Annotated in this window: 24 protein-coding genes and 1 riboswitch; of the genes, 14 read left to right on the forward strand and 10 right to left on the reverse strand. The window is 72.5% G+C overall.

Annotated elements, in window-relative coordinates; genetic code table 11:
* The first annotated feature begins 119 nt into the window (after positions 1-119).
* From ACIQ7M_RS12645 to ACIQ7M_RS12655, 3 genes are read left to right on the forward strand one after another with little or no spacing between them, the layout of a single operon-like run.
* On the forward strand, positions 120-1,154 hold the full coding sequence (locus ACIQ7M_RS12645; protein WP_403642945.1) for an AAA family ATPase: 1,035 nt from the start codon (positions 120-122) through the stop codon (positions 1,152-1,154).
* On the forward strand, positions 1,154-2,512 hold the full coding sequence (locus ACIQ7M_RS12650) for a DUF58 domain-containing protein (RefSeq protein ID WP_403642948.1): 1,359 nt from the start codon (positions 1,154-1,156) through the stop codon (positions 2,510-2,512). The genes ACIQ7M_RS12645 and ACIQ7M_RS12650 overlap by 1 nt, the downstream gene beginning before the upstream one ends.
* Positions 2,509-4,875 (forward strand): transglutaminaseTgpA domain-containing protein, encoded by a 2,367-nt coding sequence (locus ACIQ7M_RS12655; RefSeq protein WP_403642951.1) that lies wholly within the window; start codon positions 2,509-2,511, stop codon positions 4,873-4,875. The genes ACIQ7M_RS12650 and ACIQ7M_RS12655 overlap by 4 nt, the downstream gene beginning before the upstream one ends.
* Positions 4,876-5,183: 308 nt before the next feature.
* Here the strand turns inward: ACIQ7M_RS12655 and ACIQ7M_RS12660 are convergent, their stop codons facing one another.
* From ACIQ7M_RS12660 to ACIQ7M_RS12670, 3 genes are all read right to left on the reverse strand, one after another.
* Positions 5,184-5,582 (reverse strand): DUF3040 domain-containing protein, encoded by a 399-nt coding sequence (locus ACIQ7M_RS12660; RefSeq protein WP_355775083.1) that lies wholly within the window; start codon positions 5,580-5,582, stop codon positions 5,184-5,186.
* 273 nt (positions 5,583-5,855) lie between these two features.
* Positions 5,856-6,626, reverse strand: coding sequence for a methyltransferase (locus ACIQ7M_RS12665; protein WP_355775080.1), 771 nt, complete (start codon positions 6,624-6,626; stop codon positions 5,856-5,858).
* A 223-nt stretch (positions 6,627-6,849) separates the two neighbouring features.
* On the reverse strand, positions 6,850-7,434 hold the full coding sequence (locus tag ACIQ7M_RS12670) for an SAV_6107 family HEPN domain-containing protein (RefSeq protein ID WP_403642955.1): 585 nt from the start codon (positions 7,432-7,434) through the stop codon (positions 6,850-6,852).
* A 176-nt stretch (positions 7,435-7,610) separates the two neighbouring features.
* Here ACIQ7M_RS12670 and ACIQ7M_RS12675 point away from each other — a divergent pair, with 176 nt between their 5' ends.
* From ACIQ7M_RS12675 to ACIQ7M_RS12695, 5 genes are all read left to right on the forward strand, one after another.
* Positions 7,611-8,498 carry an ATP-binding cassette domain-containing protein gene (locus ACIQ7M_RS12675; protein ID WP_403642958.1) on the forward strand — a complete coding sequence of 296 codons (888 nt, stop codon included), beginning with the start codon at positions 7,611-7,613 and terminating at the stop codon, positions 8,496-8,498.
* Positions 8,485-10,569, forward strand: coding sequence for a YhgE/Pip family protein (locus ACIQ7M_RS12680; RefSeq protein ID WP_403642961.1), 2,085 nt, complete (start codon positions 8,485-8,487; stop codon positions 10,567-10,569). The genes ACIQ7M_RS12675 and ACIQ7M_RS12680 overlap by 14 nt, the downstream gene beginning before the upstream one ends.
* Before the next feature lie 35 nt (positions 10,570-10,604).
* A complete protein-coding gene (locus tag ACIQ7M_RS12685; protein ID WP_355775069.1) occupies positions 10,605-11,234 on the forward strand; it encodes a TetR/AcrR family transcriptional regulator in 630 nt (209 codons plus the stop codon).
* Positions 11,235-11,655: 421 nt separating this feature from the next.
* On the forward strand, positions 11,656-12,294 hold the full coding sequence (locus ACIQ7M_RS12690; RefSeq protein ID WP_403642964.1) for a DUF4126 domain-containing protein: 639 nt from the start codon (positions 11,656-11,658) through the stop codon (positions 12,292-12,294).
* Positions 12,295-12,329: 35 nt separating this feature from the next.
* Positions 12,330-13,877, forward strand: a complete 1,548-nt coding sequence (locus ACIQ7M_RS12695) for a phytoene desaturase family protein (RefSeq protein WP_403642967.1) — start codon at positions 12,330-12,332, stop codon at positions 13,875-13,877.
* A 51-nt stretch (positions 13,878-13,928) separates the two neighbouring features.
* Here the strand turns inward: ACIQ7M_RS12695 and ACIQ7M_RS12700 are convergent, their stop codons facing one another.
* The 6 genes from ACIQ7M_RS12700 to ACIQ7M_RS12725 all read right to left on the reverse strand — a co-directional run bounded on the left by ACIQ7M_RS12700 (position 13,929) and on the right by ACIQ7M_RS12725 (position 18,935).
* A complete protein-coding gene (locus ACIQ7M_RS12700) occupies positions 13,929-14,966 on the reverse strand; it encodes a hypothetical protein (RefSeq protein WP_403642970.1) in 1,038 nt (345 codons plus the stop codon).
* Positions 14,967-15,022: 56 nt separating this feature from the next.
* Positions 15,023-15,946, reverse strand: a complete 924-nt coding sequence (gene metF / locus ACIQ7M_RS12705; protein WP_355771309.1) for a methylenetetrahydrofolate reductase [NAD(P)H] — start codon at positions 15,944-15,946, stop codon at positions 15,023-15,025.
* A 149-nt stretch (positions 15,947-16,095) separates the two neighbouring features.
* Positions 16,096-16,755, reverse strand: a complete 660-nt coding sequence (gene thiE, locus ACIQ7M_RS12710; protein ID WP_355771312.1) for a thiamine phosphate synthase — start codon at positions 16,753-16,755, stop codon at positions 16,096-16,098.
* A gap of 89 nt (positions 16,756-16,844) precedes the next feature.
* Entirely contained in the window at positions 16,845-17,216 is a 372-nt protein-coding gene (locus ACIQ7M_RS12715) for an Rv2175c family DNA-binding protein (protein WP_389850221.1), read from the reverse strand.
* Between the two features lie 65 nt (positions 17,217-17,281).
* Positions 17,282-18,514 (reverse strand): NAD(P)/FAD-dependent oxidoreductase, encoded by a 1,233-nt coding sequence (locus ACIQ7M_RS12720; protein ID WP_386986874.1) that lies wholly within the window; start codon positions 18,512-18,514, stop codon positions 17,282-17,284.
* A 28-nt stretch (positions 18,515-18,542) separates the two neighbouring features.
* Positions 18,543-18,935 (reverse strand): hypothetical protein, encoded by a 393-nt coding sequence (locus ACIQ7M_RS12725; RefSeq protein ID WP_403642975.1) that lies wholly within the window; start codon positions 18,933-18,935, stop codon positions 18,543-18,545.
* Between the two features lie 52 nt (positions 18,936-18,987).
* Positions 18,988-19,100, forward strand: a riboswitch (TPP riboswitch).
* Here ACIQ7M_RS12725 and thiO point away from each other — a divergent pair.
* The 6 genes from thiO to ACIQ7M_RS12755 all read left to right on the forward strand — a co-directional run bounded on the left by thiO (position 19,098) and on the right by ACIQ7M_RS12755 (position 25,062).
* On the forward strand, positions 19,098-20,264 hold the full coding sequence (gene thiO / locus ACIQ7M_RS12730; protein ID WP_403642977.1) for a glycine oxidase ThiO: 1,167 nt from the start codon (positions 19,098-19,100) through the stop codon (positions 20,262-20,264). It overlaps the preceding riboswitch by 3 nt.
* On the forward strand, positions 20,261-20,461 hold the full coding sequence (thiS, locus tag ACIQ7M_RS12735) for a sulfur carrier protein ThiS (RefSeq protein ID WP_355771323.1): 201 nt from the start codon (positions 20,261-20,263) through the stop codon (positions 20,459-20,461). The genes thiO and thiS overlap by 4 nt, the downstream gene beginning before the upstream one ends.
* A gap of 3 nt (positions 20,462-20,464) precedes the next feature.
* Positions 20,465-21,259, forward strand: a complete 795-nt coding sequence (locus ACIQ7M_RS12740; protein ID WP_403642979.1) for a thiazole synthase — start codon at positions 20,465-20,467, stop codon at positions 21,257-21,259.
* A 256-nt stretch (positions 21,260-21,515) separates the two neighbouring features.
* Entirely contained in the window at positions 21,516-23,474 is a 1,959-nt protein-coding gene (pknB, locus tag ACIQ7M_RS12745; RefSeq protein WP_355771329.1) for a Stk1 family PASTA domain-containing Ser/Thr kinase, read from the forward strand.
* A 115-nt stretch (positions 23,475-23,589) separates the two neighbouring features.
* Positions 23,590-24,459 carry a deoxyribonuclease IV gene (locus tag ACIQ7M_RS12750; RefSeq protein WP_403642982.1) on the forward strand — a complete coding sequence of 290 codons (870 nt, stop codon included), beginning with the start codon at positions 23,590-23,592 and terminating at the stop codon, positions 24,457-24,459.
* 84 nt (positions 24,460-24,543) lie between these two features.
* Complete coding sequence (locus tag ACIQ7M_RS12755; RefSeq protein WP_403642984.1) at positions 24,544-25,062, forward strand: DUF4396 domain-containing protein; 519 nt, start codon at positions 24,544-24,546, stop codon at positions 25,060-25,062.
* 51 nt (positions 25,063-25,113) lie between these two features.
* Here ACIQ7M_RS12755 and ACIQ7M_RS12760 read toward each other — a convergent pair whose 3' ends face one another.
* A complete protein-coding gene (locus ACIQ7M_RS12760) occupies positions 25,114-25,746 on the reverse strand; it encodes a sulfite oxidase-like oxidoreductase (RefSeq protein WP_355771335.1) in 633 nt (210 codons plus the stop codon).
* Between the last annotated feature and the right edge of the window lie 50 nt (positions 25,747-25,796).

Consider the following 25,796-nt stretch of genomic DNA (forward strand, 5'->3'; position numbering starts at 1 on the left):
GGTAACGGCAACAAGAATGCGGGTGTGGCGTCACGCGGAACCTTTCGCGCGTGGTGCCCGTGTTTCGGGGTGGGCCGGTCCGCACAGGGCGTCGGCCCGAAGGGCCTAGGAGGGCCGGGGTGACGACCTATGACGATCGTGCGAGCCTGACGGATCTGACCGCCACTGCGGAGCGTGTCCGCAGTTCGGTGGAAGGAGTGATCGAAGGCAAGCCTGAGGTCGTACGGCTTTCGCTGACCGTGCTGCTGGCCGAGGGCCATCTTCTGATCGAGGATGTCCCCGGCGTCGGCAAGACCATGCTCGCCAAGACGCTGGCGCGTTCCATCGACTGTTCGGTGCGGCGCATCCAGTTCACGCCCGACCTGCTGCCCTCGGACATCACGGGTGTGTCCATCTGGGACCAGCAGCGCCGGGACTTCGAGTTCAAGCCGGGTGCGATCTTCGCGCAGATCGTGATCGGCGACGAGATCAACCGCGCCTCGCCCAAGACGCAGTCCGCGCTCCTGGAGTCGATGGAGGAGCGCCAGGTCACCATCGACGGGCAGACCTACGAACTGCCCAGCCCGTTCATGGTGGTGGCCACCCAGAACCCGGTCGAGATGGAGGGCACCTACCCTCTGCCGGAGGCCCAGCGCGACCGCTTCATGGCCCGTGTCTCCATCGGCTACCCCAGCGCGGAAGCCGAACTGCAGATGCTGGACATCCACGGCGGCGTGAGCCCGCTGGACGACCTCCAGCCGGTCGCCCACGCGCACGACATCGTGAAGCTGATCGACGCGGTCCGCACGGTCCATGTCGCCGACCCGGTGCGCCGCTACGCGGTGGACCTGGTGGCGGCCACGCGCACCCACCCCGACCTCAGACTCGGCGCCTCACCGCGCGCCACGCTGCATCTGCTGCGCGCGGCGAAGGCGTCCGCGGCGCTCAGCGGCCGGGAGTACGCGCTGCCGGACGACGTGCAGGCCCTGGCCGTCGCGGTCCTGGCCCACCGCCTGCTGCCCACGGCGCAGGCGCAGTTGAACCGCCGCACGTCCGAGCAGGTCGTCCAGGAGATCATCCAGCGCACCCCGGTGCCCGCCGCTCCCCAGCAGTCCGGCCTCTCGATGGGCCGGGGCGCGCCCACGTACGGTCAGCAGCCGCCCCGGAGGCTGTGATGACACAGGCGAGCGCGGACCACACCGCCGAGGACAAGGGCGGGCTGCGCACCGCGCTCGCCGGTCTCACCACGCGCGGCCGCTCGTTCCTGGCCGCGGGAGTGGCCGCCGCGATCTGCGCGTACGTCCTCGGGCAGAGCGAGCTGCTCCGGGTCGGCCTGCTCCTCGCGGTGCTGCCGCTGGTCTGCGCGGCCGCCCTGTACCGCACCCGCTACCGGGTCTCGGGCAGCCGCAGGCTCTCGCCCGGGCGGGTGCCCGCGGGCTCCGAGGCCCGCGTGCATCTGCGCATGGACAACATCTCGCGGCTGCCCACGGGTCTGCTGATGCTCCAGGACAGGGTGCCCTACGTCCTCGGTCCGCGCCCCCGCTTCGTGCTGGACCGGGTCGAGGCGGGCGGCCGCCGCGAGGTGTCCTACCGCGTGCGCTCGGACCTGCGCGGCCGCTATCCGCTGGGCCCGCTGCAACTGCGGCTGACCGACGCCTTCGGGATGTGCGAGCTGACCCGCTCCTTCTCGGCGTACGACACCCTGACCGTCATACCGCGCGTGGAGGCGCTGCCACCGGTGCGGCTGACCGGTGAGGCGAAGGGGTACGGCGACGGGCGGCAGCGCTCTCTCGCCCTGGCCGGCGAGGACGACATCATTCCGCGCGGGTACCGCCACGGCGACGACCTGCGCCGTGTGCACTGGCGGCTGACCGCCCGCTACGGCGAGCTGATGGTCCGCCGCGAGGAACAGCCCCAGCGCTCCCGCTGCACCGTGCTGCTGGACACCCGGGGCATCGCCTTCCAGGGCGCGGGCCCCGACTCGGCCTTCGAGTGGGCCGTCTCGGGAGCGGCCTCGACGCTGCTGCACATGCTCGAACGGGGCTTCTCGGTGCGCCTTCTGACGGACACCGGCAGCTCGGTGCCCGGCGAGGGCGCCGACGGGTTCGCGGGCGCGAGCCACGAGTCGGCGGACGCGGCCGGGATGATGATGGACACGCTCGCCGTCGTCGACCACTCGGACGGCACGGGCCTTTCCCGCGCCTACGAGGTGCTGCGCGGCGGCAACGAAGGAATGCTGATCGCCTTCCTCGGCGATCTCGACGAGGAGCAGGCGAGCGTGCTCGGCAAGATGCGCCAGCGCAGCGGCGGGGCCGTCGCGTTCCTGCTCGACAGCGAGTCATGGGTCCGGGAACCGACCGAGGTGCCCGGCCCGTTGGACGAGGGCACGGACCCGCTGCGCCTGCTGCGCGAGGCGGGCTGGACCGCCGTGACGGTGCCGCGGGGGGCGTCGCTCGCCGACCTGTGGCGCGAGGCGGACCGCCGGCGCACGTACGCGGCGTCGACGGGGACTACCGCGGGGGGTGGCGCATGAGCGGGCGGGCCAGGCTGGCGCTGTACGCGGCGGCGGCCACACTGATGACGTCGTTCGCGCTGCTGCCGCTGGTGAGCCCGGCGACATGGATCTTCCAGGCGGCGTTCCTGCTGGCCGTGCAGACCGGTGTCGGCGCGCTGACCCGGCGGGTCCCGCTGGCCCGGCCGCTGACCGTGGCGGCACAGGCCCTGGTGACGCTGATGATGCTGACGCTGGTCTTCGCCCGGGGCCAGGCCCTCGCCGGGATCGTCCCCGGCCCCGAGGCCTTCCAGCACTTCTCGGCACTGCTCCAGGCGGGCGCCGACGACGTCGGCAGATACTCCATCCCCGCTCCGCTCTCGGACGGGATCCGGCTGATGGTGGTCGGCGGTGTCCTGGTGATCGGGCTCGCGGTGGACACCCTCGCGGTGACCTACCGCAGCGCCGCGCCCGCCGGCCTTCCGCTGCTCGCCCTGTACTCGGTCGCCGCGGGCCTGTCCGGCGGCGGCGCGGCATGGCTGTGGTTCCTGCTCGCGGCCGCCGGCTATCTGATGCTGCTGCTGGCCGAGGGCCGGGACCGGCTCTCCCAGTGGGGCCGCGTCTTCGGCGGAGCGGGCCGGGCACCCGGCCCGGAGTCCGCGAGCGGTGTCGTCGCGCGCGTCCGCTTCGGGCGGCGGATCGGGGCGGTCGCGCTGCTCGCCGCCCTGTTCGTGCCGTTCGCGCTGCCCTCGCTCGACGGCGGTCTGCTGGACGGCGCGGGCCGCGGCATCGGCAACGGCACCGGAGGCGGCGGCACGATCGCCGCGGTGAACCCGCTGGTCTCGCTTCGCGACAGCCTGAACGTGGACGAGGACCGCACGGTCATGACGTACCGCACGAACACCGGGGACACACAGAACCTGTATCTGCGGATCGTCTCGCTGGACGACTTCGACGGCACAGCGTGGAAGCCGGCGCAGCGGCACATCGTGGACGTTCCGAAGACGTTCCCGTCGCCGATCGGTCTGTCCGGAGAGGTCAAGCGCGCGACGATCCGGACACAGATCGCGGCCGCCGACTGGTACGCGCAGGACTGGCTGCCGATGCCGTATCCGGCCAGCAAGGTGGACGTCAAGGGGAGCTGGCGGTACGAACCCGTGGGGCGCACCCTCGTCGGCGACCACGGACAGAACACGCGTGGCGCGCGGTACGAGGTCACCAGCCTGATGGTGGAGCCGACGGCGCAGCAGCTCGCGAGCGCCCCGGAGGCCTCGCCCTCGATGAAGCGCGAGTACACCAAGGTTCCGGAGTCGCTGCCCGCGATCGTGGCGAAGACGGCCCGCAAGGTCACCGCGGGCTCGGCCAACCACTACGAGCAGGCGGTCAAGCTCCAGGACTACTTCGCGGTCAGCGGCGACTTCCGTTACAACACCCAGGTGCAGGCCGGCAGCGGATCCACCGCGATCGCGAACTTCCTGAAGGCGAAGGAGGGCTTCTGCGTCCACTTCTCCTTCGCGATGGCCTCGATGGCGCGCACCCTCGGGATTCCGGCCCGCGTCGCGGTCGGCTTCACGTCGGGCACCCCGCAGGCCGACGGTTCGATGGCGGTCGGACTGCGGGACGCGCACGCCTGGCCCGAGTTGTACTTCGAGGGCGTGGGCTGGACCCGCTTCGAGCCGACCCCGAGCCGGGGTTCGGTGCCCTCGTACACCCAGACGAACACGCCGGGCGAGATCGAGTCCGCGGCTCCGAAGCCGACGTTCTCGACGTCCGCGGCGCCCTCGGCGGAGCCGTCGGCGAGCGAGAGCTGCTCGCCGCAGCTCCGGAAGCTGGCGGCCTGCCCAGGTCAGTCCGCGGCGACGGCGCTCGGCCCGGAGGACGACGACTGGCCCTGGACGACGTTCCTCCTCCTGTCGCTGGCCGGCCTCCTGCTCATGGGCCTGCTGCTGTCGCCCATGCTGTGGCGGATGCGGGTGCGGGCGGTCCGGCTCGGCGGTCACGGCCGCACCGAGGCGGACGTGGCGGCGCACACGCTGGGGGCCTGGTCGGAGGCGACCGATACGGCGTGGGACTACGGGATCGGGCCGACGGAGTCGCAGACGCCGAGAAAGGCGGCCGAGCGGATCGCCGGGCTCGGGGAACTGGATCCGGAGGCCGCGGCGGCGGTGCACCGGCTGGCCGCGGCCGTGGAGCAGGTTCTCTACGCTCCGCACCCCCGGCCGGTGGCGGGCCTCGCCGACGACGCGCGCCGGGTCGAGAGGTCCTTCTGGACGTCCGCGAGCCGTCCCGCGCGGCTTCGCGCTCTCTTCGTCCCCCGTTCGGCCGTCCGGGTGATCTGGATGGCCTCGGCCGCCTGGACGAACCTGAAAACCCGCCGCCCCCACCCGACCGGCCAGAACACCTGACGCCCCCGCCCGGCCCGGCCCGGCTGTGGGCAGGCGTCCCGCAGCCTGGGCCGGGCCACACCCCGCTGTGGGCAGGCGTCCTGCAGGGCGGGACGGGTGGGCACAGCCACCGGTGCCGGGTGCCTCGGAACGTGGTTCCCGGTCACCGGGGAGGCGGACCGTGGTTCCCGGGTCACCGGGGAGGCGGACCGTCGGGGCAGGGGCCGCCGCCGGCCCCGCAGGGGCGCACGGCGCACGCGTGAGGGGGCGTCCACCCGGATCCGGGTGGACGCCCCCTCACGCGTATGTCCGCGGACGACGCCGAAGGCTCAGTGGCCGCCCTGCTCGTCGCGACGACGCTGCCAGCGCTGTTCGATCCGGTCCATCATGGAACGGCGTTGTCGCCCCTGCCGACGAGCGGCGGACGAACCCGGAACGGTCGGCTGCTCACCCGGCTTGGGGGCTTTGCGCCAACCGGTGACGGCGAGCACCGCACAGCCCAGCATGACGAGGAAGCCCACCACGCTCAGCCAGATCTGAACCGCGACCATTCCAGCCATGAGGAGCGCGATACCCACCAGGAAGCCCGCGACCGCCTGGTAGACCCGTCGCCGGGTGTACGTACGCAGCCCGCTTCCCTCAAGCGCTGTCGCGAACTTGGGATCTTCGGCGTACAGCGCTCGCTCCATCTGCTCGAGCATTCGCTGCTCGTGCTCCGAGAGCGGCACGGAGTCCTCCTCATCGTGCAGTCGCCGGGGCGACCGGGGGTCCCCTTCAGGATAGGCAGGGAATCGGCCCCGTGAAACCCGCCCTCTACGCCAATTCGCCGACCGGAACCCTTCATGGCGCCCCGATGCGCTGAGGCGTGCATTCCCCAGCGAACGGTCCGTCATGCCGGACGGTCTCCCCCGATCATACGGCGCCGCGCACTCGATCGGGTGGTCTGTGGCGTACTCCATCTGCCGCCAAGCCCCTGATCAGCGGCGCACCGCGGGGGCCCCTCAGCCCTCGGTGGCCCCTCGGGCCTCACCCAGCACATGGAGCTGTGTGGCCACGGAGTGGAACGCGGTGAGCTCGGCCGCCGCCGCCTCCAGCTTCAGCAGTGCCTCCAGGGCTCCCGGCTCGGTGTCCACCAGGACCCCCGGCACGAGGTCCGCGAAGACCCGGACACCGTGCACGGAGGCGACGTGCAGACCGGCGCCCGCGACCAGCGAGGTGAGCTGCTCCGCGGTGAACCGGTGCGGAACGGGATCACTCTCGCCCCAGCGTCCGTCCGGGTCGTCGAGCGCGTGCCGGGCCTCCTTGAAGTGCCCGGCGAGGGCACGGGCCAGCACGGCACCGCCCAGGCCCGCGGCGAGGAGGCTGAGCACGCCCTCGGGGCGCAGCGCGTCCACGACGTTGCGGACGCCCTCGGCCGGGTCGTCCACGTACTCAAGGACGCCGTGGCACAGCACGGCGTCGTAGCGGCCGCGCTCGACCACGTCGAAGAGGCCGTGGGCATCGCCCTGGACGCCCTGCACGCGGTCGGCGACACCGGCCTCGGCGGCACGGCGCTCCAGCGCGAACAGCGCGTTCGGGCTGGGGTCGACGACGGTGACGCGGTGACCGAGGCGGGCCACGGGCACGGCGAAGTTGCCGCTGCCGCCGCCCGTGTCGAGTACGTCGAGCGACTCCCGCCCGGCGGCCTTGACCTGACGGTCCAGGGCGTCCTTGAGGACCTCCCAGACGACGGCTGTACGGAGAGAAGCGCGGGGGCGCATCGGGTCCGACACGGCAGTTGACTCCTCGGCGCGGCACCGCCTCATGAACGGCGGAGCGAAGTTCGGGCCTCCCGGCGGGGAGGCAGCAGGCGCCTCCACCCTATTGCCTCCGCCACCGTGGCCGGTCCTCCGTCTCACGCGCGCCGGATCACGCGAGGAGTGGGCGGATGAGCGCACGGTGGATCGCCCCGCGGTCCGCCGAAGTCCCCACCGGTCCGCCCGAAGTCCCCACCGGTCACCCCGCGTCCGGCACCTCCCCGTCCACCCTGCCCGTCCCGTCCAGCCGGTCCCGGTCAGGGTTCTGGTCTCCGTCCTGGCGGGGCTGGGGCAGCACGGGCTGCAGCGACAGCATCCGCTCGACCAGGCGCAGGAACATGTGGACGTCGCGTATCAGGTCGTCGGCGTCGCGGGTGCTGGCCGCCCCCTGGATGCCGGCCTCCGCGCGGGCACGACGGGTGGCCCCGGAGGCGAACAGCGCGCTCCACTCGGTCAGTTCGGGAGCGATCTCCGGGAGGACTTCCCAGGCGCTGCGGATCCGGGCTCTGCGCCGGGACGCGGGCTCCGGGTGGACCCGGGCGGCGAGGACGGCGGCGGCGGTGCGCAGCGCGGCCAAGTGGGCCGTCGCGTAACGCTCGTTGGGCGTCTCCAGGGCCGTCGCCTCGTCAAGTCCGGCGCGGGCCTGGGAGAGCAGGTCGAGGGCGGCGGGCGGGGCCGTGGCCCGGCGGAGCACGGGGTGGACGTCCCCCGCCGGTCCGGTCAGTGAGGGGGCAGGGCCGGTGGCGCGGCGCCGGCGGGCGGCGGCTGCGGACGAGCTGGCCATGACGAACCTCCTGTCGTCGTGTGACGGCACTGTGGCCGTATGTGCCCATCGTGCGGTATGCCACTGACAATCCGTTCTGACCTGCGGCTTTGCTTCGATCGACAGTTCGGGTTAGTTTTTGCACTGACCAGTCAGTTCAAAAGTGGTTCGTAGGGGTTCCACAGGATGGGGGAGCTGTGGACGGTCCGTACGGACTGCGTGTCACGGCCGAGGACTTCGGCCTCGAAGGACCCCGCGGATGGGTTTTCCGCGGGGTCCGTCTCGACGCGGAGCCAGGAGCGCTCGTCGCGATCGAGGGGCCGTCGGGCTCCGGCCGCACCTGCCTGCTGCTCGCCCTCACGGGGCGGATGAAGGCCACCGAGGGGACGGCGGCCGTGGGTCCCTCGAAGCTGCCGAAGCAGATGGCCGCGGTGCGCCGGACCAGCGCGCTCGCGCACGTGCCCGGCGTCACGGACCTCGACCCCGCGCTGACCGTCGGGGAGCACCTGCGGGAACGGGCCCTGTTGCAGCGGCGGTTCGGGGGATCGCTGCGCGGTCTGCTGCGGCCTCGCGGCGAGCGGGTGAGTGAGACCGAGGCGCGGATCGGTGCCGCGCTGGCCGCCGCCGGGCTCGACCCGGACACACTGCCCAAGGGCACGAGGACCGCCGTACGCGATCTGGAACGGCTCGAGACACTGCGGCTGTCGCTCGCGCTGGCCCTGATCGGCCGTCCGCGACTGCTCGGCGTCGACGACACCGACCTCAAGCTCTCGGACGCCGAACGGTCGGAGGCCTGGGCCCTGTTGGCGTCGCTCGCCGAGTCCGGCACGACGGTCGTCGCGGTGTGCAGCGAGGCTCCCGAGGGTGCCGTCGTCGTGACCACCGCACCGGCCGCCACGGCGAGGACCACCGCCGAGGAGACCCCGGGCGCCGACACCGGCACCACCACCCCCGCGGACACCGCCTCCGAGACCGCCTCCGAAGCGGACGCGGACACGGCCACCGCCACCACCAGCGACAGCGACAGCGACAGCGACAGCGACAGCCCGAACCGCGACAAGGAGACGGCCGATGCGATCGCCTGAACTGGCCTTTCTCGAACTCCGCCGCTTCGGCCGGGGCAAGCTCCCGCGTGCCGCCCTGGTCGCGCTCCTGCTGTTGCCCCTGCTGTACGGCGCCCTGTACCTGTGGTCGTTCTGGGACCCGTACGGCCGTCTCGACCGCATCCCCGTGGCGCTGGTGAACGACGACGAGGGAGCGAGGGCCGACGGCCGCAGGGTCGCCGTCGGGGACACCATCACCGAGGGGCTGCGCGACAGTGACACCTTCGAGTGGCACGAGGTGAGCTCGGCCGAGGCCCGCCGGGGCGTGGAGGACGGCACGTACTACCTGTCGCTGACCATGCCGGGCGACTTCAGCAGGAGGATCGCGTCCAGTTCCGGGACCTCGCCCGAGACCAGCGCGCTCCAGGTGCGGACCAACGACGCGAACAACTACATCGTCGGGCAGATCTCCCGCACCGTGTTCAGCGAGGTCCGGACGGCCGCCTCCACGAAGGCCTCGCGTTCGTTCCTCGACAAGATCTTCATCTCGTTCTCGGACATCCACGGGAAGACCGTCGAGGCCGCCGACGGCGCCGACCGGCTCAGCAGCGGCATCGGCAGGGCGAAGAAGGGCTCCAAGGATCTCGCGGACGGTCTGAAGGAGGCCCAGAAGGGCAGCGGGAAGCTCTCCGGGGGGCTCAGGAAACTCACCACGGGCGCGGGCGACCTGGAGGACGGTTCGCAGCAGGTCGCGGAGGGCACCCGGGCGCTGGCCGGCAAGGTCGACGGGGTCGCGGACAAGGTGGGCCCCTTCCTGGAGGACAACGAGAAGTCGATCGGCGACACGGCCGAACTGGTCGCCGACTCCGCCGCGGGGATCCGGCACAACCTCGGCACCCTGGTGAAGACCGCCCCGGCCGCGGCCAAGGGCGCGCGCGCCGCCTCCGACGCCCTGAACACCGTCCACCACGCGCGGTGCGAGGCCCTGCCGGTCCCCGACCCGGCGTGCCCCGAGCTGACGAAGGCCACGGAGGCCGCCGCGGACGTCGTCGCGGTCGCCGAGGACGTCAACACGCTGATCGACGACCAGGACGGCGACCTCGTCGAGCTGGACAAGAACCTGGCCACCCTGGAGAAGCAGGCCCGCGCCCTCGCCGGCCGGGCGCCGCATCTCTCCGAGGACCTCGACGACACCGTCTCCAAGATCGACAAGCTGAACGAGGGCGCCACCGCGGTCGCCCGGGGCGCGAAGCGGCTGCACTCCGGGCTCGGCACCGCGAAGACCGGCGCGGCGACCCTCGACAAGGGCGTCGGCCGGCTGGAGACCGGCGCGGGCGACCTCGACGGCGGCCTGTACAAGCTCGTCGGCGGCTCCGGGAAGCTGGCGGGCGGTCTGCACGACGGCGCCGAGCAGGTCCCCGACTACGACAAGTCCGACCGCGACCTGCGCACCGAGGTCATGGCCGACCCGGTGCGCATGGCCTCCCGGGATCTGCACAAGGCGCCCAACTACGGCACCGGTTTCGCCCCCTACTTCATCCCGCTGTCCCTGTGGGTCGGCGCGATGGTTGCGTACATGCTGATCCAGCCGCTGAACCGGCGCGCGCTCGCGGCGGGCGCCTCGGCGTGGCGCATCGCGCTGGCGGGCTGGCTTCCGGTCGCCGTCGTCGGCGTCCTGCAGACGGCCGCCCTGATGGCGGTGCTGCACTGGGCGATCGGCCTCCAGATGGCGCGGGCGGCGGGGACGGTCGGCTTCCTGTTCCTGGTCACGGCCTGCTTCGCGGCGATCGTGCAGTGGCTGAACGCCCGCTTCGGAGCCGCCGGCCGGATCCTCGTCCTGGCCTTCCTGATGCTCCAGCTCACCTCGGCGGGCGGCACGTACCCCGTCCAGACCAGTCCGGCCTTCTTCAACGCGATCCACCCCTTCCTGCCGATGAGTTACGTCGTCGAGGCGCTCCGCAGGCTCATCACCGGCGGCGGCCTGGAGCCCGTACGGACCGCGTGCGCCGTGCTGACCGCCTTCACGGTGGGCGCGCTCGCGCTCACCGCCCTGACGGCCCGCCGCAAGCAGGTGTGGACCCTCGACCGGCTGCACCCGGAGCTGAGCCTGTGACCACGCGCGCGGGTGCTCCTGTGACAATCGGTGCCATGGAAAGCAGCAGCACCACGGCGGGCGGCGGAAGCCGCCGCGAGGCGACCCGGCAGAAGCTCTACGAGGCGGCCGTCACCCTGATCGCCGAACAGGGCTTCTCCGCCACCACGGTGGACGAGATCGCCGAGCGGGCCGGAGTCGCGAAGGGCACGGTCTACTACAACTTCGCGAGCAAGTCGGTCCTCTTCGAGGAGCTGCTGCGCCATGGCGTCGGGCTCCTCACCGCGTCGCTGCGGGAGGCGGCGGAGAAGACCGAGCGGGACGGCGGCAGCAAGGTCGACGCGCTGGACGCGATGATCCGGGCCGGGCTCGTCTTCATCAACCGCTATCCCGCGTTCACGCAGCTCTACGTGGCGGAGCTCTGGCGCACCAACCGCGCCTGGCAGTCCACCCTGATGGTGGTGCGGCAGCAGGCGGTGGCGGTCGTCGAGGGCGTCCTGCGCGACGGAGTGGCGGGCGGGGAGCTCAGCGACGAGATCGACATTCCGCTGACGGCGGCGGCGCTGGTCGGGATGGTCCTGGTGGCCGCCCTGGACTGGCAGGCCTTCCAGCCGGAGCGCTCCCTGGACGACGTCCACGCGGCGCTGTCCCGGCTCCTCCAGGGGCGCGTGAGCGGCCACCGCTGAGCCGCGGCGACGGGGCCCGGCGCCGGAAGACCGGTGGCCGGCCCGTGGCCGGAGGGGTGGGGCGCCCTGACGTACGAGAGCGCCGGTACGGTCGGCCGCGTCCCCCGCGGGCGTCCGTACCGGCGCCTCGTCGTGCTCCCCCGTACCCCCGTCGGGCCCCCGTTCGGTCGTCCCCCGGGTTCCCCCGTGTCTCACTCCCGCCGAGCGGATCGGCGGAAGGAGCGGCCAAGGGCGCGGGTTCCGTTCCGCCGCCCCGTGTCGGCGGTGCCGGAGCCGCGCCCCTTTCCGTGTCTCCACTCTCCCGTTCGCGCAGGTCGGACCCATCCGTGCGCCTACTCATCTCACCCTGTAGGTACGGATACTCAGGCATACGTGCTCAGACCCAGGACGCCCCGGCCGCCGACTGGTTACGATCCCCTGCGTGTCGGTACTCCCCCTGGTCTTCACCAGCGGCTGGGCCAGCGGCATCAACGCGTACGCGGTGGTGCTGCTGCTCGGCGTATTCGGGGCCACCGGACTGAGCGACGAGGTCCCGGCGTCCCTGCAACGCCCTGAGATCCTGGTCACAGTCGGTGTCCTCTTCCTCTGCGAGGCGGTCGCCGACAAGATCCCGTACGTCGACTCGGTGTGGGACTCCGTGCACACCGTGATCCGGCCGGCGGCGGGTGCCTGGGTCGGGGCGCTGCTCGCCGAACAGAGCGGCTCGGTCTCGGATCTGACAGCGGCGGTGCTCGGCGGTTCGACGGCGCTGGCGAGCCACGCGGTCAAGGCCGGGACCCGGATGGCGGTCAACACCTCGCCGGAGCCCTTCAGCAACATCGTGGTGAGCATCGCCGAGGACCTCGGGGTGGCGGGCGTGATCACGCTGGCGATCTTCCATCCCTGGGCGGCGGCGACCGTCGCCGCCGTCCTGCTGTTCACCGGGCTCACGGTGGTCGCCTTCCTCGTCTCGCGCATCAGACGGTTCCTGCGCCGCCGGGCACAGCGCCGGGAGGAGCGGCGGACGGCCGGGGCGGTGGGGCGGCCGCCGGACGGTGTGCCGTGGCCGGACCGCGACTGACGGGACTGTCGGCGGGGGCGGATAAAGTCGCCGCCATGGGACGGATTGCGGTGATCGGCGCCGGGATGGGCGCGATGGCGGCCGCCGCCCGGCTGGCCGTCGCGGGCCACCGGGTGGTGGTGTACGAGCGGACGGAGACGTACGGCGGTGCGGTGCGCCGCTTCGAGCGCGACGGCTTCGCCTTCGACACGGGCCCGGCGCTGCTTCCGCTGCCCGCGGTTTACCGCGACCTGTTCGTCAAGACCGGGAAACGACCCCTGGAGGAATGCGTCGAGCTGGTGCAGGTCGATCCGTCGGCCGCCCACGTGTTCGCCGACGGCACCCGGGTGACGCTGCCGAACGCCTCGCGCGCGGGTGTGCTCGCCGCGCTGGACGAAGCGCTCGGCGACGGCGCGGGCACCCGGTGGGGGGACTTCCTGGTGCGGGCCCGTGAGGCTTGGGACCGCTCGCGCCGGCCGCTCCTGGAGGAGCCGCTGTGGCCCAACTGGACGGTGCTGGCCGAACGCGAACCGTACCCCTCGATGCCGCACAAGAGGCTGCTGCGCACCCGCAGGGCCACGACCCTCGCGGAGGTCGCCGCCTGGGAGCTGCGCGACACCCGCCTGACGGCCCTCCTGGAGGGCCACGCCGTGGCGTACGGGCTCGACCCGCGCGCGACCCCGGCGAGCGCCGCCGTGCTGCCGTACATGGACCACGCCTTCGGCACCTGGTACGTGCGCGGCGGCATCCGGGAGCTGGCGCGCGCGGTGTACGAGCGGTGTCTGGAGCGCGGGGTCGAGTTCGGCTTCGGCACGGCCGTCGAACGGATCGTCGAGAAGGACGGCCGAGTCGTCGGTGTGGAGCTGTCGCGGGACCGCTCGGCGGCTTCCGGTGCCGGCGGCGGCCCGGAGTCGTCCGGGTCCGGGGAACGCTTCGAGCCGGCGGATTTCGTGGTCGCGGGCGTGGCGCCGGACGCCTTGGACGGTCTCGTCGCCGGGGCGGTGCTCCGGGGCGGTGACGAGGTACCTGCGCGGCCCGCCGCGGCCAGCAGGCTGACGCTGCTGCTCGCGCTGCGCGGCGGACGGCCCGCCGGGACGGCGCACCGCACGGTGGTCCACTCGGCCGACCGCGACGGCGAGCAGGCCCGCCTCTTCGGGGAGCGCCCGGGGGTGCCCGCCGCGCCGACCGTCGTGGTGACCCGTCCGGACGATCCGGCGCTCGTCCCGGACGCGGAGCACGAGGCGGTCACGCTGACCGTCACGGTCCCGTCCGGCGCCCAGGTGTCGGAGAAGGACGTGGAGCGGGTTCTCGACGCCGCCGGGCGGGCCGTGCCGGGTCTGCGCGACCGGCTCCTGTGGCACGAGGTGCGCACCCCGGCCGACATCGCGGAGGTGACCGGTGCGGCGGGCGGCGCGGTGCCGGCGCCGACGCTCGCCGCGGCGGACGGCCGGCTGCTGCACCCGTCGAACACGACGCGGATCCGGGGACTCCTCGCGGCCGGGGGCTGGGCGCATCCCGGCGGCGGTCTGCCGCACGCGGGCATGTCGGGCGCCCTGGTGACCGGACTGATCGTGGAAGGGCCGGAGTTCCAGGGCTCGCAGTGAACGCTCCGGCGGGCGGCGGCGCGGGAAGGCCCTCAGCCGCTGTCCCGCCGGTCAGTAGCGGTACTGCTCGTCGTACCCCGCGTTGCCGTTGCCGTTGCCGTTGCCCTGGTAGGGGTACTGCTGCTGCTCGGGCGGGAGTTCGCCGCCGTACTCGTCGGTGCGCTGCTGCGGCACCCAGACGCCGCCGGCCGGGGTCTCGCCGCCGTACGTGCCGGTGGCGTACTGGTCCTGGCCGTAGTTCTGCTGCTGTTGCTGTGCGTAACCCTGGTCGCCGCCGTTGTAGGCGCTCTGGTCGTACGTGCCGTTCTGGTAGGTCTGCTGGCCCGTGTACGGGTCCGTGTAGCCGGCGTACTGCTGCTGGCCGTAGCCGTACTGCTGCTGGTCGTAGCCCGTGTAGCCGTCGTACGCGTAGGCCTGCTGGTTCTGGCCCGTCGCGTAGGCCTGCTGGTTCTCGCCCGTGGCGTAGGCCTGCTGGTTCTGACCGGTCGAGTAGGCCTGCTGGTCCTGGGACGGGGACGCGCCCGCGTAGGACTGGTCGGTGGCCGCCGCGTACGCGCCGGAGTCGTAGACCCCGTAGGAGCCGGTGTCCTCGGGCAGCGGCTGCGGCTCGTACACCGAGGTCGTCTCGGCCGCCGCGGGCTCGGCCGGCTCCGGGGGCGCGAAGCGGTCGGACGGGGCGGGCGTGAAGACGTCGTCCTCGTCCGCGTACTGGTCCTCGCGCCGGTAGGCGGCCACCTCGACCTCTTCGAGGTCGGCGTTCTCCTCCGCCTCGTCCGCGTCCTCCGGCTCACCGCGGCGGCGCTTGCTGAGCTTGCCGGGCTTGTCCTCCGCACCGGGGCCCTTGATGGCCCAGCCCTGCGCGAAGCCCTGACGGAACGACAGCGTCACATAGGTCTGACCGACCGTGAAGGCGGCCGCGCCCAGGCCGATGACGACGACCGAGTGCATCAGGACGCCGAGGACCACACCGAGGAAGCCGACGAAGGCGAGCAGGCGGAAGCGCAGTCGCGCCTTGTACTGCAGCAGCACCTCGCCGAGCAGCCACAGCGCGACAATGCCGAATGCCAGATAGAGGACCGTCAAGCCCATGTACGCCCCTCTCCCAGTGGCCGCTACGCAGTGTGTCGTACGCGGGTGCGACCGGTCTAGGCCTGCTGCGGGTGATGCAGGCCCAGATTCTCGTAGATTTCCAGCGTCGCGGTGGAGTTGTTGAGCGTGATGAAGTGCAGCCCGGGGACACCCTCGGTCAGCAGCCTCGCACAGAACTCCGTCGCGAACTCGATCCCAATGGAGCGTACAGCCGCCGGATCGTCTTTGACTGTGAGGATCCGCTCTTTCAGGACGTCCGGGAACGAAGCATTCGAGAGTTTGGGCAGCCGTTCCAACATCTTCACACTTGTCACGGGCATGACTTCCGGGATGACCGGCGTCGCGCAGCCCGCCGCGTCGACGCGGTCACGCAGGCGGAGGTAGGACTCCGGCTGGAAGAACATCTGGGTGATCGCGTAGTCGGCGCCGGCGCGGCACTTGTCGACGAAGTGGGAGACGTCCAGATCCCACTCCGCGGACCGGGGGTGCATCTCCGGGAAGGCGGCGACCCCGACGCAGAAGTCCCCGGATTCCTTGATGAGGCGCACCAGTTCGGCCGCGTAGGTCAGACCCTGGGGGTGGGGGACCCACTCGCCCATGGGGTCCCCGGGCGGGTCGCCGCGCACGGCGAGCATGTTGCGGATGCCCGCGTCCGCGTACTGCCCGATGATGTTGCGCAGCTCCGCGATCGAGTGATTGACCGCGGTGAGGTGCGCGACCGGGGTGAGGGTCGTGTCGAGGACGATCTGCTCGGTCTCCTTGACCGTGCCGGCCCGCGTGGAGCCGCCGGCTCCGTAGGTCACGGAGACGAAGTCCGGGGCCACGGCCTCGACCCGCCGCAGGGCGTTCCACAGGTTCCGCTCGCCCTTGGGGGTCTTCGGCGCCGAGAACTCGAAGGAAAAGGTCTGTTTGCCGGTCGCGAGCATGTCGCGCACGGTGCGTGCGCGATCAGTCCTGGTGGAAGCAGATCCGAGGGCCATACCCGCAGGTTAGCCAGAGGGCGTCGGTGACCCAACCGAACCGCTGACATTTGTCCGATCTGTCGATTTCTTGTCCACCCCTCGGACAGCGGCCCCGCCGGACCCCCGGCGGCGGCCGCCGCCGGGAAAACCTCCGCGGCCGCCGGGCCTCAGACCTCCCGCAGCCGCTTCGCGAACTCGGCCGCCGCCGCGCCCGGGTCGTCCGCCTCGGTGATCGCCCGTACGACGACGACACGGCGGGCACCGGCTTCGAGCACCTCGTCGAGCCGGCCGAGGTCGATGCCGCCGATCGCGAACCAGGGACGGTCGGTGCCGAGGGCCGCCGTGTGGCGGACCAGGCCGAGTCCGGGTGCGTGGCGGCCGGGCTTGGTGGGGGTGGGCCAGCAGGGGCCGGTGCAGAAGTAGTCGACGCCCTCCTGGACGGCGGCGGCAGCGGCTTCGGCCTCGGAGTGCGTGGAACGGCCGACGATCACCTCGTCGCCGAGGATCGCGCGAGCCGCGGGAACCGGGAGGTCGCCCTGGCCGAGGTGCAGGACGTCGGCGCGGGCCGCGTGCGCCACGTCCGCCCGGTCGTTGACCGCGAGGAGCTTTCCGTGCCGGGCGCAGGCGTCCGCGAAGACCTTGAGGTGCTCCAGCTCCTCCCCCGCCTCCATGCCCTTGTCGCGGAGCTGCACGATGTCCACGCCGCCCGCCAGGACCGCGTCGAGGAATTCGGCGAGGTCGCCCTGGCGTCCACGGGCGTCGGTGCACAGATAGACACGGGCGTCGGCGAGGCGGCCCCGTGCGGTCGTGGCGGCGTTCTCGGGCATGCGGGGTCCCCCGTTGTCGGTGCGCGGGGAGCGCGGCGGCCGGGAGGGTCCCGCCGCCGTGCTCCCCGTGCCGGACGGTCTCGATCAGGTCAGACGGCGAGCGCCTGGGCGCGACGCTTCACCTCCGTGCCGCGATTCTCGCTCAGTGCCTGCGCGGGGGTGCCGGGCAGGGTCGGGTCGGGGGTGAAGAGCCATTCGAGGGCCTCTTCGTCGGAGAAACCGTCGTCCCTCAGAAGCGTCAAGGTGCCGGCCAGGCCCTTGACCACCTTCTGTTCGTCCACGTCGATGAAGTCGGCGGGGACGTGCAGCGCGCGGTTCTCACCACGGCGTACGGCGATGAGCTGGCCCTCCTTGACCAGCTGCCGGACGCGTGTCACCTCGACATCGAGTTGCTCGGCGATGTCGGGGAGGGTGAGCCAGGCGGGGACGAGAGCATCGGTCTTTGCGTCAATCTCGGTCACGGGACAAGCCTGCCATCCCGGACCGACAGCCGGAAGCCGAGGGCGTCCGACCCGGGGTGACGGGATCAGGCCGTGGCGCCCTTCAGCGGCCTCGACGGGTTCGCGAGCAGCACCGGATCCATCGCGGCGCCCGCCTCGATCAGCCGGCGGCCCTGGGCGAGGTCCCTCGGGCGGCCCACCGCCAGGAGGGCGACGAGCCGTGTCCCGCGGAGCCAGCACACCGACCAGGAGGCGCCCGCGGGGTCGCCGCGCCACACCAGGGTGTCGGCGGGCGTGTGGTGGCCGACGTACTGCACGAAACGGCCGAACTGCTCGGACCAGAAGTACGGCACGGGGTCGTAGGCGGCGGGCGTCTCGCCGACGATGTTCAGGGCGACCGTGCGCGGGCCCTGGAGGGCGTTGTCCCAATGGTGGACGAGGAGGCGTTCCTCGTAGCGGCCGGACGGGAAGGAGGCGCAGTCGCCGACCGCGTAGACGTCCGGCAGCGAGGTGCGCAGATGGTCGTCGGCGACGATCTCGCGGTGGGCGCCGAGTTCGATGCCGGAGCCGGCGATCCAGGCGGTGGCGGGCCGCGCGCCGATCCCGACCACGACGGCGTCCGCGGGCACCCGGGAGCCGTCGTCCAGGATCACCGCGCCGCTTTCGACACGCTCCACGCGCGCGCCGGTGCGCAGCGAGGCCCCGCTGTCCGCGTACCAGGCGGTCATCGGGGCGGCCACCTCGGGCGGCAGCGCCCCGGCGAGCGGCCGGTCGGCGGCTTCGACGACGGTGACCGCGCAGCCCGCCTCGCGCGCCGCCGTGGCGAACTCGGCGCCGATCCAGCCCGCTCCGACCACCACGATGTCGTGCTGCCGGGTGAGTACGGGACGCAGCCGGTCGGCGTCGTCCAGGGTGCGCAGCAGATGCACGCCGGGAACGCCTTCGGCGCCGGGGAGCCGGATCGGTTCCGCGCCGGTGGCGACGACCAGGACGTCGTACGGGACGGATCCCGCGTCCGTGTCCAGTTCGTGGTCGCCGGGGCGCACGCCGAGCGCCTCGCTGCCCAGCCGGAGATCGATGTCCAGGGCCTCGAAGTCGATGTCGAAGGCGGAGCCCTCGGCCTTGCCGAGCAGGACGGCCTTGGACAGCGGCGGCCGGTCGTAGGGCTGGTGCGGCTCCGCGCCGATCAGCGTGACGGTGCCCGTGAAGCCCTGTTCGCGCAGGGCGACCGCGGTCTGCACCCCGGCCATGCCCGCGCCCACCACGACGACCCGCCGTGCCGTGGGCCTCTGCGACTGTGCCTGCGTCTGATCGCTCACCTGATCACCATAGACACGTGACGATGCGTCAGTCAGCGGACGTGCTCGGTGACCTGTTGCACACGGCTTGCACACGGTCGGTCGCGGGCGGTTCCTCCACCACGCTCGTCCCGGCGCCCGGCTGCGACTCCCACGTCCAGGTCTCCTCCAGCCGCACCCGGCCGTCGGGGAGTTCCACGACGAGGGACACGCAGTGGCCCGACGCGGTGGTCCCGTCCCGCTTGAGCTGCACGTACCGGAAGTCGAGGCGGTCGCCCTCGCGGGTGCCGACGAGATGTCCGCGGACGACGTCGCCGCCGGTGTAGTCGGCCCAGACCACGCCGTCCTCCTCGTGGTAGGTGAACCGGGTGCGGGTGCCCACCTGGCCCGGGGCCTGGTCGGCGACGGGGGCGAGCACGAGGCCGTCGAGCGGTCGCGCCATGGGCGGAGGCTCCCTTACTGAGACGGACGGGGGCGGGCTAGGGTGGCCAACGTAAAGCACTCGCGGGAGCCCGGACGCACCGGGCTGAGAGGGAGGCTGGGCGGCCTCCGACCGTACGAACCTGATCCGGGTCATGCCGGCGAAGGGAGGGGCTGGACGCCCATGCCGTCTGCACGTTCGTCGGACGTCCTCGTCGTCGGGGGCGGGATCATCGGTCTGGTGACGGCCTGGCGGGCCGCGCAGCGCGGGTTCACGACCGCGCTCGTGGACCCCGAGCCGGGCGGCGGCGCCGCACAGGTCGCGGCCGGGATGCTGGCCGCCGTCACCGAACTGCACTTCGGCGAGGAGACCCTGCTGGGCCTCAACCTCGCCTCCGCGCGCCGTTATCCGGACTTCGCCGCCGAGCTCACCGAGGCGTCCGGACAGGACCTCGGCTACCGCCGCAGCGGCACGCTGGCCGTCGCGCTGGACGCCGACGACCGCGCCCATCTGCGGGAGCTGCACGCGCTCCAGGTCTGCTCGGGGCTGGAGTCGGAGTGGCTGAGCGGCCGTGAGTGCCGCCGTCTGGAACCGATGCTCGCGCCCGGCGTGCGCGGGGGTCTGCGGGTGGACGGCGACCACCAGATCGACCCGCGGCGCCTCGCCGCCGCCCTGGTCACCGCGTGCGAGCGGGCCGGAGTGACCGTCCACCGGACCTGGGCGGAGCGTCTGAGCGTCGTACGGGAGCGGGCGACCGGTGTCGTCACCGCGGACGGCACCGGCCTCACCGCGGACCGGGTGGTGCTGGCCGGGGGCAGCCTCAGCGGGCGCCTGGCGGGCGTCCCCGAGGACGCCGTGCCGCCGGTGCGCCCGGTCAAGGGGCAGGTGCTGCGGCTGACCGTGCCGCGGCGGTACGCGCCCTTCCTGAACCGCACCGTGCGGGCCGTGGTGCGCGGCAGCCACGTCTACCTGGTGCCGCGCGAGAACGGCGAGCTCGTGGTGGGCGCGACCAGCGAGGAGCTGGGCTGGGACACCACCGTGACGGCGGGCGGCGTGTACGAACTGCTGCGCGACGCCCACGAACTGGTCCCCGGGATCACCGAGCTGCCGCTCACCGAGACCCGCGCGGGGCTGCGGCCCGGCTCGCCCGACAACGCTCCGCTGCTCGGCCCGAGCGCCCTGGACGGGCTGCTGCTGGCCACCGGGCACCACCGCAACGGTGTGCTCCTGACGCCCGTGACCGGTGACGTGATGGCCCACGTGCTGACCACCGGCGACCTCCCCGCCGAAGCCCGCCCCTTCACCCCCCTGCGCTTCGGCGCCACGGCCCGCACGGAGCTGCCGGTATGAACATCGTCGTCAACGGGGAGCGGCGGCTGATCGACGCCGGGACCGCTCTCGACGCGCTCGTCGCGACCCTCACCGCCTCGTCGTCCGGGGTGGCCGCCGCCCTGAACGAGACCGTCGTCCCGCGCACGCAGTGGCCGTCCACCGCGCTCGCCGAGGGTGACCGCGTCGAAGTCCTCACCGCCGTCCAAGGAGGCTGACCCATGGCAGACGATCCCTTCGTCCTCGGCGGTACGGTCCACGGGTCCCGGCTGATCATGGGGACGGGCGGCGCGCCCAGTCTCGACGTGCTGGAGCGCGCCCTGGTGGCGTCCGGAACGGAGCTGACGACGGTCGCGATGCGGCGCGTGGACGCGTCCGTGCACGGCTCGGTCCTGTCGGTGCTGGCGCGGCTGAACATCCGCGTCCTGCCGAACACGGCCGGCTGCTACACCGCGGGCGAGGCCGTGCTGACGGCCCGTCTGGCGCGCGAGGCGCTGGGCACCGATCTGGTCAAGCTGGAGGTCATCGCCGACGAGCGCACCCTGCTGCCCGATCCGATCGAACTGCTCGACGCGGCGGAGACACTGGTCGACGACGGCTTCACCGTGCTGCCGTACACGAACGACGACCCGGTGCTGGCGCGGAAGCTGGAGGACGTCGGCTGTGCGGCGATCATGCCGCTCGGCTCGCCCATCGGCTCCGGGCTCGGGATCCGCAACCCGCACAACTTCGAGCTGATCGTCGAGCACGCGCGCGTGCCGGTGATCCTGGACGCGGGAGCGGGCACGGCGTCGGACGCGGCGCTCGCGATGGAGCTGGGGTGCGCCGGGGTGATGCTGGCCTCGGCGGTGACACGGGCGCAGGAGCCCGTGCTGATGGCGGAGGCCATGCGGCACGCGGTGGAGGCGGGCCGTCTGGCGCGGCGGGCGGGGCGCATCCCGCGGCGGCACTTCGCGACGGCGTCCTCTCCCGTGGAGGGCATGGCGGTGCTGGACCCGGAGCGCCCGGCGTTCTGAGCCCCGGCGCCCCGCAGCGGCTTCGTCCGGCATCGGTTTCCACCCGGCGGCGGTTCCGTCCGGCGTCGGTTTCCGGCCGCGCGCGCGGTGCGGGTTGTCGTGTTGCGTCCTTGTGGTGACAGACGGGGCATGATCGGACATCCGTGCGACGAACAGACCTTCGCATGCCCGGTGTGCGTCACAGCTCGGATGCAGTCGGGCGCCCGAATCGCCCGAACGGGGCGCCGTGACAGTGGTGGCTCGTAGACTCACCTGCGTGGATACGACCCTTCAGGACCCGCTTGTCGGACACGTGCTCGACGGCCGCTATCGCGTCGACGCGCGGATCGCGGTCGGCGGGATGGCCACGGTCTACAGGGCCTTGGACACCCGCCTCGACCGCGTGCTCGCGCTCAAGGTGATGCACCCGACGCTGGCCGCCGACGCCTCGTTCGTCGAGCGGTTCATCCGCGAGGCCAAGTCGGTGGCCCGGCTGGCGCACCCGAACGTGGTGCAGGTCTTCGACCAGGGGGCGGACGGGTCGTACGTCTATCTGGCCATGGAGTACATCGCCGGGTGCACCCTGCGCGACGTGCTGCGCGAGCGCGGCGCCCTGCAGCCGCGGGCCGCGCTCGACATCCTGGAGCCGATGCTCGCCGCGCTCGGCGCGGCCCACCGCGCCGGGTTCGTGCACCGCGACATGAAGCCGGAGAACGTCCTCATAGGGGACGACGGCCGGGTCAAGGTCGCGGACTTCGGGCTCGTCCGCGCCGTGGACACGGTGACGAGCACGACGGGCACGGTCCTCGGCACGGTCTCGTACCTCGCCCCCGAGCAGATCGAGCACGGCACCGCCGACACCCGGGTCGACGTCTACGCCTGCGGTGTCGTCCTCTACGAAATGCTCACCGGCGCCAAGCCGCACAGCGCGGACTCCGCCGCCCAGGTGCTCTACCAGCACCTCCACGAGGACGTACCGCCCCCGTCGGCCGTCGTGCCGGGCCTCGCGTACCCGCTCGACGAGCTGGTCACCGCGGCCACGGCCCGCAATCCCGAGCTCCGCCCGGCCGACGCGGTGGCCCTGCTCGGACAGGTCCTCGAAGCGCGCGCCGGCCTCACCGCCGACCAGCTCGACGCGGTCCCGCCGGGCGCCCTGTCCGTGGGCCACGACAACGCCGACGACCGTACGAGCGTGATCCCGCGCTCGCTGTCCGTCCCCCGTCTGTTGCCCGTGAACGACGACGACTCCCTCGACCGGACCAGCCGGTTCGAACAGAGCAGCCCGTTCACGACCGACAGCAGCCCCTTCACCACGACGCCGGTCCCGCAGCGGACCCCGGGCACACGGCCGCCGCGGCGCGGGATGCTGCTGGTCGTCGCCGCGATCGTGCTGGTGCTCGGCCTCGGCGCCGGCGTCTGGTACATCAACTCGGGCCAGTTCACCAAGGTCCCGCCCGTCCTGGCGAAGACGGAAGCGCAGGCGAGGACCCAGCTCCGGGGCGCCGGGCTCGACGTCAAGCAGGTCAAGCACGCCTACAGCGACACCGTGAAGCGGGGCACGGTCATCAGCACCGACCCGAACGTCGGCGAGCGCATCCGCGACAACGACTCCGTGACGCTGACCGTCTCCGACGGCCCCCAGACGGTGAAGGTGCCGGACCTCAAGGGCCTCGCCCTGTTCAAGGCCAAGGAAGTACTCAAGGGCGACGGGCTCGTCGCGGGCATGGTCACGCGTGAGTTCAGCGAGGACGTGACGAAGGGCTTCGTGATCGGTACGGATCCGGCCACGGGCACCGAGCGGCACTCGGGTTCGGCGATCGCGATCGTGGTGAGCAAGGGCAGCCCGGTGGAACTGCCCGACGTGACCGGCTCGTCGGTCGAGGACGCCACCGCGCAGTTGGAGGGCGCGGGCCTGAAGGTGAGGATCGCCCCGGAGCGGGTCAACTCCGAGTTCGACAAGGGCCAGGTCGCCCAGCAGACGCCGCGCGCGGGCCGTGAGGCCGCCACGGGCGACACGGTGACACTGACCCTCTCCAAGGGCCCCGAGCTGATCGAGGTCCCGGACGTCGTGGGCGACAGCGTGGACGACGCCAAGAAGGCCCTGGAGGACGCCGGGTTCAAGGTCGACGAGGACCGCGGGCTCCTCGGACTCTTCGGCGACACGGTCAAGAAGCAGTCGGTGGACGGCGGCGACACGGCGCCCAAGGGCTCGACGATCACGATCCAGATCCGCTGAGCGGATCCCCCGCCGGGGACCCCGTGGGGCGGGCCGGGAACCCCACCGGCACCCGGCGGGGTGCCCCACGGGTCCGCCCGCGGGGTGGCCGGCGGCGCGTGACACCCTGACGGGTGTGACCAGCAAGCAGCTCCGCAACCCCGTCGGCGGCCATGTCCCCGTGGCCGGCGGCCTCAACTCCGTCGGTCTGGCCTACGCCCGTGAGCTCGCGGCCGAGACCGTCCAGGTCTTCGTCGCGAACCCGCGCGGCTGGGCGACGCCCGCCGGGAACCCGAAGCAGGACGAGGACTTCCGCGCCGCGTGCGCCGCCGGGTCGATCCCGGCGTACGTGCATGCCCCGTATCTGATCAACTTCGGCTCGCACACCGAGGCGACGGTCGAGAAGTCGGTGGAGTCGCTGCGGCACTCCCTGCGGCGCGGACGGGAGATCGGCGCGCTCGGGGTGGTCGTGCACACCGGGAGCGCCACCGGTGGCCGGGAGCGGTCCGTCGCGCTGCGGCAGGTGCGCGACCGGCTGCTGCCGCTGCTGGACGAACTGACCCACGACGACGACCCGTTCCTGCTGCTGGAGTCGACGGCCGGCCAGGGCTCCTCCCTCTGCTCCCGCACCTGGGACTTCGGGCCCTACTTCGAGGCCCTGGACGCGCATCCCAAGCTGGGGGTCTGCCTCGACACCTGCCACATCTTCGCGGCGGGCCACGATCTGACCGGGCCGAGCGGCATGCACCAGACCCTCGACCTGCTGGTCGACACCGTCGGCGAGGGGCGGCTGAAGCTGATCCACGCCAACGACTCCAAGGACGTGGTCGGCGCGCACAAGGACCGCCACGAGAACATCGGCTCCGGCCACATAGGCGAGGACCCGTTCCGCGCCCTGATGACGCATCCCGCCACCGAGGGCGTACCGCTGATCATCGAGACGCCCGGCGGGACGGAAGGGCACGCGGCGGACGTGGAGCGGCTGAAGAAGCTCCGCGACGGCTAGTCCCACGACCTTGCGGGAATACCCCAGGGGGGTATGTGGTTCTCTTCGGTAAGAAGGAGCCTCGACACGACCCTGGGGGAATTCATGGAGCACGAGGCACACGCACCCGCGGACCAGCACGTACACGCACCGGCACACGCGCACGACCACCACCGCGGGCCGGCCGCGGCCGGCTGGGCCATGGCCGCCACGGCCACCCTGCACTGCCTCACCGGCTGTGCCGTCGGCGAGGTGCTCGGCATGGTGGTGGGCACGGCGCTCGGGTGGGGGAACGTCTCGACGACGGTCCTGGCGGTCGTGCTGGCCTTCTTCTTCGGCTACGCGCTCACCCTGCGCGGGGTGCTGCGGGCGGGCGTCGGTCTCCGCACCGCCTTCCGCGTCGCGCTGGCCGCGGACACCCTGTCCATCGCGGTGATGGAGCTGATCGACAACGGCGTCATCGCGCTGTGGCCGGACGCGATGGACGCGCAACTCGACGACCTGCTGTTCTGGGGATCGCTGCTGATCTCGCTCGCGGTGGCCTTCGTGGTCACGACGCCGGTCAACAAGTGGACGATCGGCCGGGGCAAGGGACACGCCGTGGTGCACCGGTACCACCACTGAACCGCCGGGACACCGGCACCGGGGACGCGCGCGGGAGCTCGGACCGCGGGCTCAGAGTTCGGGGCCGTCCCCGGGTTCCTCCTGGTAGGAGTAGCGCTGTTCGCGCCAGGGGTCACCGACGTTGTGGTAGCCGCGCTCCTCCCAGAAGCCCCGGCGGTCGGCGGTCATGTACTCGACGCCGCGCACCCACTTGGGCCCCTTCCACGCGTACAGATGCGGGACGACCAGGCGGAGGGGGAAGCCGTGCTCCGCCGTCAGCAGCTCGCCGTCCTTGTGGGTGGCGAAGATGGTTCGCTCGGAGGCGAAGTCCGCGAGCCGCAGGTTCGAGCTGAACCCGTACTCGGCCCAGACCATCACATGGGTGACGGCGGGCGCCGGCGGGGCTATCTCCAGGATCGTACGGGCGGGGACGCCACCCCATTCGGCCCCCAGCATGCTGAACTTCGTGACGCAGTGCAGATCGGAGACGACGGAGGCGTACGGGAGGGCGGTGAACTCGTCGTGGCTCCAGCACTGCTTCCCGCCGTCGGCGGTGGCTCCGAAGACGCGGAACTCCCAGCGCTCGGGGCGGAACTTGGGGACGGGGCCGTAGTGCGTGACCGGCCAGCCGCGCTGAAGTCGCTGTCCCGGCGGAAGCTCCGACTGTGCCGTTTCTCCAGATTCGCGCTCCACCGGCTGACCCATGACTCCATCCTGACAGACCCGGAACAGTGCCCATGACCAGCGCGGGCGGG

Origin of the sequence: Streptomyces sp. NPDC096324, assembly GCF_044763015.1 — a bacterium.
GTDB lineage: Bacteria > Actinomycetota > Actinomycetes > Streptomycetales > Streptomycetaceae > Streptomyces.

What these genes read in the sequence shown, in the direction of transcription:
- ACIQ7M_RS12760 (WP_355771335.1), bottom strand. Translation starts at nt 25,746, where the DNA reads ATGGGTCAGCCGGTGGAGCGCGAATCTGGAGAAACGGCACAGTCGGAG.
- ACIQ7M_RS12685 (WP_355775069.1), top strand. Translation starts at nt 10,605, where the DNA reads ATGGAAAGCAGCAGCACCACGGCGGGCGGCGGAAGCCGCCGCGAGGCG.
- ACIQ7M_RS12700 (WP_403642970.1), bottom strand. Translation starts at nt 14,966, where the DNA reads ATGGGCTTGACGGTCCTCTATCTGGCATTCGGCATTGTCGCGCTGTGG.
- ACIQ7M_RS12740 (WP_403642979.1), top strand. Translation starts at nt 20,465, where the DNA reads ATGGCAGACGATCCCTTCGTCCTCGGCGGTACGGTCCACGGGTCCCGG.
- ACIQ7M_RS12695 (WP_403642967.1), top strand. Translation starts at nt 12,330, where the DNA reads ATGGGACGGATTGCGGTGATCGGCGCCGGGATGGGCGCGATGGCGGCC.
- ACIQ7M_RS12680 (WP_403642961.1), top strand. Translation starts at nt 8,485, where the DNA reads ATGCGATCGCCTGAACTGGCCTTTCTCGAACTCCGCCGCTTCGGCCGG.
- ACIQ7M_RS12650 (WP_403642948.1), top strand. Translation starts at nt 1,154, where the DNA reads ATGACACAGGCGAGCGCGGACCACACCGCCGAGGACAAGGGCGGGCTG.
- thiO (WP_403642977.1), top strand. Translation starts at nt 19,098, where the DNA reads ATGCCGTCTGCACGTTCGTCGGACGTCCTCGTCGTCGGGGGCGGGATC.
- thiE (WP_355771312.1), bottom strand. Translation starts at nt 16,755, where the DNA reads ATGCCCGAGAACGCCGCCACGACCGCACGGGGCCGCCTCGCCGACGCC.
- metF (WP_355771309.1), bottom strand. Translation starts at nt 15,946, where the DNA reads ATGGCCCTCGGATCTGCTTCCACCAGGACTGATCGCGCACGCACCGTG.
- ACIQ7M_RS12670 (WP_403642955.1), bottom strand. Translation starts at nt 7,434, where the DNA reads ATGGCCAGCTCGTCCGCAGCCGCCGCCCGCCGGCGCCGCGCCACCGGC.
- thiS (WP_355771323.1), top strand. Translation starts at nt 20,261, where the DNA reads ATGAACATCGTCGTCAACGGGGAGCGGCGGCTGATCGACGCCGGGACC.
- ACIQ7M_RS12725 (WP_403642975.1), bottom strand. Translation starts at nt 18,935, where the DNA reads ATGGCGCGACCGCTCGACGGCCTCGTGCTCGCCCCCGTCGCCGACCAG.
- ACIQ7M_RS12655 (WP_403642951.1), top strand. Translation starts at nt 2,509, where the DNA reads ATGAGCGGGCGGGCCAGGCTGGCGCTGTACGCGGCGGCGGCCACACTG.
- ACIQ7M_RS12755 (WP_403642984.1), top strand. Translation starts at nt 24,544, where the DNA reads ATGGAGCACGAGGCACACGCACCCGCGGACCAGCACGTACACGCACCG.